The organism is Brevibacterium sp. (genome assembly GCF_022712115.1).
Taxonomy (GTDB): Bacteria; Actinomycetota; Actinomycetes; order Actinomycetales; family Brevibacteriaceae; genus Brevibacterium; species Brevibacterium salitolerans.
The window spans coordinates 1-11,214 of the sequence record NZ_JALAHB010000112.1; the positions used below are offsets into that span (position 1 = coordinate 1).

Annotated in this window: 9 protein-coding genes; 2 read left to right on the top strand and 7 right to left on the bottom strand. The window is 69.8% G+C overall.

The window, feature by feature from the left end; genetic code table 11:
* Positions 1 to 86 precede the first annotated feature (86 nt).
* Positions 87 to 761 (bottom strand): peptidoglycan-binding protein, encoded by a 675-nt coding sequence (locus Q0A33_RS06685; protein ID WP_291794662.1) that lies wholly within the window; start codon positions 759 to 761, stop codon positions 87 to 89.
* A gap of 146 nt (positions 762 to 907) precedes the next feature.
* On the opposite strand from Q0A33_RS06685, the gene Q0A33_RS06690 reads away from it, so the two are divergent.
* Entirely contained in the window at positions 908 to 1,180 is a 273-nt protein-coding gene (locus tag Q0A33_RS06690) for a hypothetical protein (RefSeq protein WP_291794663.1), read from the top strand.
* Positions 1,181 to 1,237: 57 nt separating this feature from the next.
* Here Q0A33_RS06690 and Q0A33_RS06695 read toward each other — a convergent pair whose 3' ends face one another.
* From Q0A33_RS06695 to Q0A33_RS06720, 6 genes are all read right to left on the bottom strand, one after another.
* Positions 1,238 to 1,909 (bottom strand): biliverdin-producing heme oxygenase, encoded by a 672-nt coding sequence (locus Q0A33_RS06695; protein ID WP_291794664.1) that lies wholly within the window; start codon positions 1,907 to 1,909, stop codon positions 1,238 to 1,240.
* Positions 1,910 to 1,996: 87 nt separating this feature from the next.
* A complete protein-coding gene (locus Q0A33_RS06700) occupies positions 1,997 to 4,573 on the bottom strand; it encodes a fibronectin type III domain-containing protein (protein ID WP_291794665.1) in 2,577 nt (858 codons plus the stop codon).
* Positions 4,570 to 5,964, bottom strand: a complete 1,395-nt coding sequence (locus Q0A33_RS06705; RefSeq protein ID WP_291794666.1) for a hypothetical protein — start codon at positions 5,962 to 5,964, stop codon at positions 4,570 to 4,572. Before Q0A33_RS06705 ends, Q0A33_RS06700 begins: the two co-directional genes overlap by 4 nt.
* Entirely contained in the window at positions 5,961 to 6,800 is an 840-nt protein-coding gene (locus Q0A33_RS06710; RefSeq protein ID WP_291794667.1) for a heme ABC transporter ATP-binding protein, read from the bottom strand. Before Q0A33_RS06710 ends, Q0A33_RS06705 begins: the two co-directional genes overlap by 4 nt.
* A complete protein-coding gene (locus Q0A33_RS06715) occupies positions 6,797 to 8,023 on the bottom strand; it encodes an iron ABC transporter permease (RefSeq protein WP_291794668.1) in 1,227 nt (408 codons plus the stop codon). The genes Q0A33_RS06710 and Q0A33_RS06715 overlap by 4 nt, the downstream gene beginning before the upstream one ends.
* Positions 8,020 to 9,300: an ABC transporter substrate-binding protein gene (locus Q0A33_RS06720; RefSeq protein WP_291794669.1), complete on the bottom strand. Its 1,281-nt coding sequence runs from the start codon at positions 9,298 to 9,300 to the stop codon at positions 8,020 to 8,022. Before Q0A33_RS06720 ends, Q0A33_RS06715 begins: the two co-directional genes overlap by 4 nt.
* A gap of 328 nt (positions 9,301 to 9,628) precedes the next feature.
* Between Q0A33_RS06720 and Q0A33_RS06725 the strand changes: the two genes are divergently transcribed.
* On the top strand, positions 9,629 to 11,214 hold a 1,586-nt coding region (locus Q0A33_RS06725), incomplete at its 3' end, for an HtaA domain-containing protein (protein WP_291794670.1).

Consider the following 11,214-nt stretch of genomic DNA (forward strand, 5'->3'; position numbering starts at 1 on the left):
CCGGTACGCAGACGTAACTTGCGGGGAGAGGGGGTTTCGGAGGGGAGGCGGAAACGCGGAGGTGCTGGGGATCGGGAAAGCGGCGGTCAGCGGACCTCGGACTCCTCCAGCAGGGAGGTGGCGAGAGCCTCCCAGCGCCCGTACTGCTCGGGGTGGTTGGAGCGCTGCACCTCCTGCGCGGCATCGTTGAGCGACATCGTCCGCCAGTTCGCGACGTCCAGCAGTCCGGGATTCTCGACCGCGTCGTTGGTGCCCAGGAACGCCGCCACCGCCCACTGCGGATCCCGCACCTGCTCGATGTCTCCCCAGCCCATCGACGGCCGCTGCTGGAACAGGCCCTGCGAATCCGCGTCGCCGTGGTTCAGATTGCGCAGCGAGCTCTCCTGCAGCGCCGTCATGAGGACGATCTTCTGGGCCCGGGCGATGTCGTCGGACGCGAGGCCCGCGGACTCGAGTTCCGCGCGGGTGATGTCAGCCACCTCTCCGGCCACATAGCGCTGACCTGCCGAGAGCTGCGAGGTGGTCATCGTCTCCGCGTCGCGCATGGACGAGGGGGACGCCTGGCCGAGGGTCAGCCCGCCTGCCACGAGGAGGGTGATGAGCGCGGAGGCGAGGACGGAGCGGCGGCGCCGGGTGCGCGAGCGGGCGACGCGGTCACCGGCCGCGTGCGCTGCGCGGGGGCCGGCCATCGCCGAGGCGTCAGCGCCCGTCGCTGTGTCTTCTGCGGGCGGGTGCGCCCGGCGCTCTGCGAGCAGTGACATGGTCCGGCCTCCTCTCTCGGCAGCGCTTCCGATGGCGGCGTGCGCGGGGTTCCCGCTCACGCATCCGGCGATGTTACACGATCGTGATGTTCCCGGCGTGCAACCGGGTGTTTGGCGCGCGCCCCCGGGGCTGGCAGGATCGAAGGATGCGCTACATCGTTGCGGTCGCCGCTGCTGTCGTGGTTCTGTTCCTGCTGAGCGTCACCACGGGGTTCGGCGACTGGCCGCGCCCGTGGGGCAGCCTGTCGCGCGGACTGGTGGGCGGGCTCGTCTGCGTGGGAGTCCTCATGCTGTGGGAGCAGTTGGCGCCCAGCCCGGACCGGGACACGCAGGCGGACGAGGAGCCCGAGGCCGGTGGGGACAGCGCTCACGCCGCAGACGGCGAAGGCCCGGAGAGCGGCGCTCCGGAGGATCGCTGACCGTCCGCACGGGCGGCGCGCTGTGCGGGCCGGGTGATCCGCTCAGCGCGCCGCCGCTCAGCGCAGTGAGTCGAAGAGCTCCCGGGCGAGGACGAACCCCGCGGAGGCCTCCTCGATAAACGCGGCCTGCTGCGCCGGGCTCAGGGGTGCCGAGTCGAGCGCCTCCCGGTAGGCGTCCTTGTACGGCTTGAGCTTCTCGATGCCGTCGAACCGCCAGGTGCGCATGGCGGTCTGCGGCACGCCGTAGTGCCGACCTGCGAGTCTGCCGATGACCTGCCCGCCGGAGAGATCGCCGAGGTAGCGCAGATAGTGGTGGGCGAAGAACCTCTCCGGCTGTTCCGGTCCGAGGCTGCTCAGCCGTCCCATGTACTCCGCCGTGGCTGCGGTGGGGGCGGCGAGCGGTGCCTCGTCCTTGAGTTCGGCGAGATCCGCCTCGAGTGCGGAGGAACGGTGCAGCCGGGCGTCCAGCACGCCTGCGAGCTCCGGTGCGGCGGCGAAGCGTGACTCCACCGCCTCAAGCACCCGGTAGAGGTGCAGGTACTGCTCGAGGAGGGAGACATAGGCCTGTGCGTCGAGCCTGCCGTTCAGCAGGTCGTCCATGAAGGCCGAGTGCTCGGCATCGTCGTGTGCGGCCTGGGTCTCCGTCTTCACCCGTGCGGCGAAGCCGGCGGCAGGCTCCCCGGGCCGCTGCGGCATGGTCTGCTCAGCGGTGTGCTGGGCTGCGGTCATGATCTTCTCCAGTGCTCGTGGTGGTGGTGAGGGTAGTGGGCGGGTCTGAGTGCGAACCGTGTGCGGACCCGCCGCGAGATGCTGCGTTCAGACGAACGCGGCCGGGTCCAGCCCCAGCCGTCTGCGGAAGTACACGATCGAGGTGATCGTCGCGGCGAGGCCGGCACCGCCGGTGATCGCCGCGATGACCACGGTCCTCGTCGGTATCCCCTCCATACCGGCTGCGTCCTGCGCGACCTGGGAGAACGCGGAGCGGTCCTCGGAGAGATCGGCCTCCTCCGCCGAGGCCGCCTCCGGGGCTCCTCCGCCGTTGGCACCGTCCGGCTGTGCGCCGGCATCGGGATTCGTGGCCTGTGGTGCGCCTCCGCTTCCTCCGGCTGCCTCCTCTCCGGAGTAGTCGCCTGCTGTGGTGTCGTAGTCCTCGCTGTAGCCCACGGTCATGGGCACGGTGGGCTTGTACGGATCACGGGCACCGTCAGAGCTGAACCAGTAGGAGAACTGCCCGGTCTCGTTCTGGAAGTCGAGGAAGTCGGAGGGGAAGGCGCCCCAGTAGTCCTCGTTCTCAGCAGTGCGCGGAGCCTGCTTGTTGGGATTGCCTCCCTCGCCGCCCACGTCGTTCCCGCCGCTGTCCTCCTCGCCGCCGGTGCCGGAGTACTTCACGCCCAGGTATTCGGGGGTGACGGTGAAGCCTCCGTCGGACTCCGCCTTGTCCACATCGACGCCCTTGACGTTCGCCAGGGTGATGGTGGTGGACGAGAGCTTGTCCCACTTGGAGGAGTCGTACATGGCCGCGCCGTAGCCGGAGGCCTCGGCGGTGACCGTGCCGTTGCCGTTCCCGTCGAGCTCGAGCACCGGGTCCTTGGCGAACCAGTAGGTCATGCCTCCGTAGAAGACCACGCTGAACGAGCCCTTCCACTGGATCTTCACACCGTCGCCGCTGGTGGTCCTCTCGCCACCGGTGATGACGACCTGCTGCTCGCTCCACTGGTCCTTGCCGTTGGTGGAGAGCGTCTTGCCGTTGCGGTCCAGGCACTTGTTGTCCCAGGTGGCGTCCACCCAGTCGCCGGAGGCGTTGGGCTTGCGCACGGAGACGTTGCCGGCCTTGGTCTTGTAGAAGGACTTGTCGGTCCAGACCTTGGACATGCCCGTGTCCGGAGCCTCGCCCGCCGTGATGAAGTTGCAGCCGCCGAAGTACGCGCCGGAGCCGGCCTCGCGGTTCATGCCCCAGCGGAACACCGCGCCGTCGGAGGAGGAGCCATCGCCGGTTTCGTCTCCGTCCTCCTCATCGCCGCCGGGCAGGGAGTCCGGTGTATCGTCCGGCGGCGGCTCCTCCGCGGGTGTCTTCCCGGTCGTGAAGGTCGTGCTGATCCAGTCGCCGATGAGGTCTTCGGGGTATTCGCCGTCCTCGTTCTTGTTGGAGGCGCGCAGCGCGACGGTGTACTCGGTCTCGGGCTCCAGGCCGTTGATCGTGGCTGACTTGACCGCGCCCAGATTCTGCGACGACCAGCCGGAGTCGTTCTTCGGATCGGTGTCCTGCCCGACCGACTGCGAACCCTTCGCCCAGGCGAGCTCGTACTTGGGTGCTGCGCCATTGGACGGGTGCTCCCAGGAGACCGAGGCCGAGTTGTGCCCGGGACCGACCTCGAGACCGGTGATGGCCTCGGGAACCTGTCCCGGGGGCATGGGTGAGGCGATCTCGACCGTGATCGGGTTGGTGGGTTTGCGGGGCTGGATGGAGGTCGCGCCGCCGGCAGACGAGTACCAGTAGGAGTCCTGACCGGTGGCGACGTTGAAGTCGATCCACTCCTGCGGGAAGGCACCCCACCACTCCTGGCTCCGGTCCTGGATGTTGCGGCCCTCGGTGTCCGTCTCCACCCCCAGGTAGTCCGGCGTGACCTCGAACCCGGTCTCTGTGACATCCACCGTGGAGTTCTGCAGATTCGCGATCGGGCCCTCCACCGGGTCCAGCTTGATCCACTTGGAAAGGTCGTCCATGTCCGTGCCGTAGCCGGAGTAGGTGCCGGTGATGGCGCCCTTGCCGTTCGTGACCTTCAGATGCGGATCGGAGATGGTCCAGTAGGTCATGCCGCCGTAATAGGCGAACGTCCAGGACCCCTCCCAGCGGATGTCCGCGGTGTCGGTCTCCGGATCGACCGTCCCGGTGCCGCCGGTGATCTCGACGAAGTCACCGGTGTGGTTGTCGTCCGCCTGTGCATTGGTGTTGCTGTTGACCGTCGCACCGTCCGCCGTGCTGCAGCGCTTGCTGAAGCTGCTGACGGCGACCCCGTCGGACTTGCGGATCGTGGTGTTGCCGACTCTGAAGTTCCCGTCCTCGTCGGTCTTGTAGACGGTTCCGGCGTCGTTCGCGGTCCAGATGCGGGCCATGCCGGTGTCCCCGGCCTCTCCGGCGACGAGGAAGTTGCAGCCGCCGAAGTAGGAGCCGCCGGTGGACTCGTCGTTGACCGACCAGTTGAAGGTCACGTCCTCGACCTCTGTCTCCGCCGCGTTCGCGGGCGTCGCTGCCATGCCGATGCCCATGACCGCCGTGAGCAGCGAGGCGCCTGCCATGCCGCCGAGGCGCGCCAGCCGCCTCCTGAGCGTCTGCCGGGGGAAGGCGCGCGGATTCCTCCGCCCCCCTCCTGCGTTCGTCCCTGTGCGTCTCATCGCTCATCCTCCTTCACGTGTGTCAGCACGGTGGTGCGCGCCTCGGAGGAGGGCGTCGCAGAGGTGCCTCCCACCGGGTCGATCGACTGTGTGTCCGCGTCCTCGGCCGCGGGCGTGTGCGCCGGTGTCGCCCACTGCGCCGCGCCGTTGGCCGCGGTCGGCACGGCGACGTCGTCGCCTCCGGCGAAGAAGCGCATGAGGGCTTCGTCCGCGGTGCTCGCGCCGGTCTCCGGCGAATCCATGGTCGCGCGGGCGACGCGGCCGCCGTCGCGGGCCTCGGCGCGCTGGCTGCGGATCTCCTCGCGCCTGCGGATGGCGGAGATCCTGCGCCGGCGCTTCGCCTCGGCGCGCACCGCACGGGCCTCCCGCCTGGCCCGGACCTTCTCCAGCGCCTCCGGATTCACCCCCAGCAGCAGGGACTTCATCGCGAGATAGCCGCCTATGCCGAAGGCGAGCCCCACCACGCAGAGTGTGAGGACGATGCCCACGCCCAGCAGCACTGCGAGCAGGGTGGTCTGCCGCTGCTGTGCGGCGAGGAGCTCGGGATCCGCGGCGGCGGGAACCGCCGCCTGCTGCGCGGTGCCCGGGTCCGCGGCGGCGGCCTCGGGGGAGGCCTCGGCGTCCTCGGCCTCGGGAGCGTCCGCAGCGGCCTCAGCGTCCTCGGATTCCTCCTCGCCGCCTCCGTCCCCACCGCCGGAGCCGCCGGCGAAGGAGACGGGGGTGAAGGTTTCGTTGTTCGCGTTCACCACGCCGTGCGCGCCGATCGTCATGATCCCGCAGCCGTCGGCCAAGCAGTCGACCTCGGCCACGTTCTGCGAGCGGTCATAGGACTCGAACTTCGCGCCGGGCACGCGGAGCGTGGCCTCCCAGGTGCCATCGGCGTTGATCTGCCCGCCGTTGGCGGCGTCGGCGGTCGAGGAGCCGGGGAAGGTGACGAAGAGCTGGAAGCCCGCGGGCTTGGTCTCGTCGTCGTAGACGTAGCGGTAGTCCTCGCCCGTCTTGCCGCCCTTGCTGGGCCGCCAGCCGCCGCCGGTGCCGTCCTTCGCCCAGCCGAACAGCACGTAGATCCCGCCGAACCCGCCCTGCACGGACTGGAAGCCCGTGCCCTTGAGCTTGAGCTGGGTCTCGCCGTCGGGATCGAGGCTGTCCCCGCCTTCGATCGTCACCTTGGCGGCCGCCTGGGCCGGGGCGGACGGGCCGACGGCTCCGAGCAGACCGCCGCCGGCGACGAGCGCGGCGACGGCGAGCGCGGAGAGCGCCGCCCTCAGCCGGCGGCCGCGTGTGCGGCGTGCGGCTTGTTCGCGCGCGGCGCGCCGGGGCGCGAGCGCTTCCTGGTCCGCGGCGCACGCGGGCGCATCGGCGCGAGCGTGACGCATGTGTGCCTTGCTCATAGCAGCTGCTCCTTGGGAGTGCGGATGGGGACGATCACAGGCGCCCCGGTGATGGGATCCGGCACCACGTGCACCGGATAGTCGTAGACGTGGGAGAGGAGCTCTGCGGAGAACACCTCTTCGGGCGGGCCGTCGGCGGCGATCCTGCCGTGTGCGAGCACGGCGACCCGGTCCGCGTAGGCCCCTGCGAGGTCGAGGTCGTGGATGATGACGACCACGGCGCTCCCGGTGGCCGCGTACCGGCGCGCGGTGGCGAGGACCTGTTCCTGGTGGCGGATGTCGAGTGCGGCGGTGGGCTCGTCCAGCAGCATGGCGGCCGCGGTCTGGGAGAGCACGCGGGCCAGCGCCACGCGCGCCCGCTCGCCGCCGGACAGGGAGGAGTAGCTGCGCGCGACCAGGTGGGAGGTCTCCGTGCGCGCCAGGGCGCCGTGGACGATCTGCTCGTCGTTCTGCGACTCCGGCAGGTTCGCCCACGGCGAGCGGCCCATCTCCGTGACCTCGAGCGCGGTGAAGGGGAAGGAGACGTCCACCTGCTGGAGCAGGACGGCCCTGCGCATGGCGAGCTCCCGTCCGGTCCAGGCGTGCCAGGCATGACCGTCCACCTCGACGTTCCCGCTCACCAGCTCCGCGTCGCCGGTGATGACATTCAGCAGGGTGGACTTGCCGGCGCCGTTGGGGCCGACGATCGCGAGGACCTCCCCGGCGCGGATGTCCAGGTCGATGCCGTCGAGCACCCGCTTCTCCCCGAACTCCACGACGACGTCGCGGACTCGGATGAGCGTGGTGCCGACGGAGGCGTATGCGGGGCGGCGCGGCCCGCGGAACAGGGGGCTCATGCCCAGCCTCCGGACGCCGCGCGGGACCGGCGCAGCAGGTAGAAGAAGAACGGTCCGCCCACCAGCGAGGTGAGCATGCCGATCGGCAGGTCCGCGAACTCCACGAGCGTCCTGGCGCCGAGGTCCGCGATGACGAGGAGCACCGCGCCCCCCAGCACGGAGGCCGGGAGCAGGGCCCGGTGGCCGGGGCCGATGAGCATGCGCACGAGGTGCGGTACCACGAGGCCCACGAAGGCGATGATCCCGGCGAAGGCCACGGCGGCCGAGACCAGCAGGGCCACGTAGATCATCGCGAGCATGCGGAGCCGCTCGACGTTGACTCCCAGGTGGCGGGCGGACTTCTCGCCGAGCGCGAGCAGGTCGAGCTGCCGGGCGAGGAAGAGGGAGGCCGCGATTCCCGCGATGATGATGGGCAGGATCACGCTCACCTGCTCCCAGCGGGAGCCGTTGAAGGAGCCCATCTGCCAGAAGACGATCTGTTCGCGCGCCGAGGTGGGCGCCTTGAACACGATGAAGGAGATGGCGGCGCCGGCCACGGCATTCACCGCCACACCCGTGAGGATGAGGGTGACCACCTCGGTGCGCCCGTGCGCCCGGGCGAGCCCGTAGACCAGCGCGGTGGTGGCGAGGCCCGCGAGGAAGGCGAAGAGCGGGGTGGTGAAGGAGCCCAGGAAGGTGAAGCCGAAGAGGATCGAGAAGCTCGCGCCCACGGCGGCCCCGGAGCTCACGCCCACCACACCGGGCTCCGCGAGGGGGTTGCCGAAGATCCCCTGCATGAGTGCGCCGGCGATCGCGAGCGCGGCGCCCACGAGGATCGTCATCGCCACGCGGGGGAAGCGGACCTCCCAGAGGGCCTCGTGGCCGAACTCCTGCCCGGGGGCCGGCAGCCAGGAGAAGCTCAGTCCCAGACCGCGGAAGAAGGAGCCCACCACCTCGCCGGGCGGGATGAACAGCTGGCCGATCATCGCCGAGGCGAGGGTGGCGAGCACCAGCACGACCGAGAGCACGAGGAACAGCAGGCCTACTGCGCTGCGTCCGCGTCCGCCGCGCGGCTTGGGCTCCGGCGGGGCCACCCCGCCGCGTCTCGGGGCTCCGCCCTCCGCGCCCGGCAGTGCGGAGGGCGCACCCGCGCCCTCCGCTGCGGTGCGGTCCTGCGAGTCCGTGACGACGGAGTGCCGTCCGCGCAGCTGGGTGCGGTCACGCCGTTCGACGGGAGCGCTCATTCGGTCTCTCCTTCGTCCTGAGCCCGCTCCTCGCGGATCTCCTCCACGCGCTTCTCCACGGCCTCGGGGCCGTGCTCGGGCTGATAGGAGTGCTCAGGGTCGTAGATGGCGGTCGACAGGGCGGCGAGCACCGAGGCGGACCGCGGTCCGAAGCTCATGACCTCGTAGTCGCTCATGTCGACGATCCGGCGGTTCTTCCCGGCGGGCGTCTGCCTGATGCCGGGGAGTTCGAGCGCGCGGTCCAGGCCGCCCACCGATTCCAGTCCCAGCGTCATGACGATGATGACGTCCGGCGCCGCCTTGATGAGCGCCTCCGAATTGGTGGGGGACATGCCTTCGAAGCCCACCTCGGTGGCGACATCGCGTGCGCCGATGCCCTGGATGAGCGTGTCCGCGCCCGATCCGCGGCCGAACCAGTAGTAGATGCTCCCGCGCAGGTAGAGGAAGACAGTGCGCGGCTTGTCCTCCGCGTCCGGCGGTGCCTGCTCCGCGCCGATCGCCTGGATGGTCTGGCTGATCTCCGCGTCGGTGCGTTTGGCGAGCCTTTCGCCCAGCTCGGACAGGCCCAGCGCATCGCCCACGGCCTGGATCTGGTCGCCCACACCGTGGATGCCGTCCTCGCTGCTCGAAGGGATGAAGACGACGGGCACCCCGGCGTTGCGGAGCTGGATCTGCGTGTCGTAGGGACCGATGGTCGTGTCCGTGAGGATGACCGTGGGCGCGAGGTTGAGGACCGCCTCCGCATTGAGCTCGTGCCCGTTCTGGGTGACGAGCGGGACGTCCTCGGCCTCCGGCATGAGACCGCTGATGTTGGTCGCCACGTCCCTGCCGATGATGTTGCAGCCCAGCCCCAGGCCGACGACCGCGGCGGCGAGCCCGCCGTTCTGGTTGAGGGCGAGGATGCGGCTGGTGTCGGTGATCGTCTGCTCCGGTCCGTCCGAACTCTTCACGGTGACCGGCAGGCGCTGGGACAGCTCCGGGTTCGCGTCGATCGGAGCGATCTCCCCGGTGCGGGTGTAGGCGGTGGTCCTGCCTTCGATGGTCTTGGGGTCGGGGAGGTCGGCGCGATCTGTGCCGGGCAGCTCGGGAGGCTGCGGATCCGCGACTGCCTCCGGTGGGGTGCAGCTGTCGTTCGCGGCGAAGGTCGAAGATCCGATGTTGTGGAGTCCGTTGTTCCACAGCAGCAGGACGACGACGAGGCCGCCGGCGATCCAGGAGCCGCGGCGGATCGCCTTCCGGCGGGTGCGCAGCACGCGCCTCAGGGGACCTGCGGGCATGTGTTCCCTTCAATCTGTTCTACCTGCGCGGGCCTGGCTGCGCCGGAGGCAGGTGCGGTGCGTTCGGTGTGCCGACTCCCGTGGCAGGCGGCGCTGTCGTTGAGTGACCGATCACCGGATTCACATTTGATTCCAAGGTGCGGCACGGCTACTGTAGCGCATGACGTTGAGGTCAGCCTAACCTTTGAATGGTTAGCCTCACTAAATTCAGGTGAGGCTAAAAGATCAGGAGCTCTGCGGAATGAAGCGGGGCCGTGGCTGACAGGAGCGCGTCACTACCAGCGCCGGCGGGACACACCGCGGCGCGCACGACGAACTGGAGAGTCATATGAAGACACCTGCTCGCAAGAGCGGTGCCCGTTTCGCTGCGCTCGCCGCTGCGGTGACGGTGGGAGCGGCCGCCTCCGGCCTGCCCATCGGTCCCGCGCAGGCGGCGGAGGGGAACGTCACCGATGCGACCTTCAACTGGTCGGTCAACGACGAGTCCACCGGCGGCTCCTACTTCGGCGGCTGCAACTTCCTCGTCGCCGGAGAGGCCGGGGACAGCGGCATGGCCCGCATCTGGACCGCCGCCGACGCCGGGGAGCTGTTCCCGACCGATGCCGACGGCAGCTTCGTCGACGGCAACACCTCGATCAGGAAGTCCGACGGCGAGGGTCTCAACAACTTCGCCGATCGCTGCAAGACCGCGGACGGCGCGCTGGTCAACAGCAAGACCAACGCGCAGGCCGAGGACAACCACACCGGCGACTTCGTCGAGATCACCGGCGGCACGGGCACCGTGGATCCGGAGACGGACACCGGCACCATCGAGTGGGAGGGGTCCTGGACCTTCGCCTACTACGGCGGCATGACCTACTGGACCATCTCCGACCCCAAGCTGGTCGTGGAGAACGGCAAGGGCACCATCACCGGCACCTACTCCGGCTACGGCACGGACATGGACGACCTTTCCAAGTGGATCAAGCTGGACCCGGTCGAGGGCCCGATCGCGAATCTGCAGAACTCCACGGTGGATCTCACCGAGACCGGGTTCGAGGTCACCCCCGACTACCTGGGGGTGGAGACGGACACCCAGGGCCGCAACATCCAGGACCGCACCCAGGAGTGGTGGGGCGCCTTCCCGCAGGAGTGGATCGACTTCAACGTCGCCACCGGCCAGGACTCCTACTGGTACTCCACCGCCGGCGGCGCGACCTCCATCCAGCCCCGCAAACCCACCAACCCGGTCGAAGTCACCTACAGCTACGAGGCCCCGCCCGAGGAACCCGCGGAGTTCGAGGGCGCCACCGCGCACGAGGTCATCGGCGCCTCCGAGGCGGACGGCCTCCAGGTCGAGGTCGAGGGAACGGACTACAGGAACCTGCCGAAGACCTCGACCGGCAGCGATGCGGTGGGCGTGTACTCCGCCATCATCGACCGGGAGAAGCCCGACGAATTCACCTCCGCCGACGTGCTCGGTGCCGAGTTCTCCTACTTCCGGGACACCTCGGCGGCCAACAGCTTCACGAAGGTCTCCACCGTTGCTGCGAGCAGCCTCGAGGAGGCGAAGGAGTACGACGCGGTCGTCTGGACCGCGCACGGCAACGGCACCGAGGAGTCGGTCGTCTACCGCGAGCCCGTCGAGCTGACCGACGAGCAGCGCGACGCGCTCTTCCCTGGTGAGGAGCCGACGGAGGAGCCCACGGACGACCCGACCGAGGAGCCGACCACGGACCCGACGGAGGAGCCAACCGAGGAGCCGACGGAGGAGCCAACCGAGGAGCCCACAGACGACCCGACCGAGGAGCCGACCACGGACCCGACGGAGGAGCCGACAACGGACCCCCCCGACGAGCCCCCCGACGACCCCAACGACGACCCGAACCAGGACCACGCGCACGCCGACACCCTCCAGGAGGCCGGGCACGAGCG

What these genes read in the sequence shown, in the direction of transcription:
- Q0A33_RS06685 (WP_291794662.1), bottom strand. Translation starts at nt 761, where the DNA reads ATGTCACTGCTCGCAGAGCGCCGGGCGCACCCGCCCGCAGAAGACACA.
- Q0A33_RS06690 (WP_291794663.1), top strand. Translation starts at nt 908, where the DNA reads ATGCGCTACATCGTTGCGGTCGCCGCTGCTGTCGTGGTTCTGTTCCTG.
- Q0A33_RS06695 (WP_291794664.1), bottom strand. Translation starts at nt 1,909, where the DNA reads ATGACCGCAGCCCAGCACACCGCTGAGCAGACCATGCCGCAGCGGCCC.
- Q0A33_RS06700 (WP_291794665.1), bottom strand. Translation starts at nt 4,573, where the DNA reads ATGAGACGCACAGGGACGAACGCAGGAGGGGGGCGGAGGAATCCGCGC.
- Q0A33_RS06705 (WP_291794666.1), bottom strand. Translation starts at nt 5,964, where the DNA reads ATGAGCAAGGCACACATGCGTCACGCTCGCGCCGATGCGCCCGCGTGC.
- Q0A33_RS06710 (WP_291794667.1), bottom strand. Translation starts at nt 6,800, where the DNA reads ATGAGCCCCCTGTTCCGCGGGCCGCGCCGCCCCGCATACGCCTCCGTC.
- Q0A33_RS06715 (WP_291794668.1), bottom strand. Translation starts at nt 8,023, where the DNA reads ATGAGCGCTCCCGTCGAACGGCGTGACCGCACCCAGCTGCGCGGACGG.
- Q0A33_RS06720 (WP_291794669.1), bottom strand. Translation starts at nt 9,300, where the DNA reads ATGCCCGCAGGTCCCCTGAGGCGCGTGCTGCGCACCCGCCGGAAGGCG.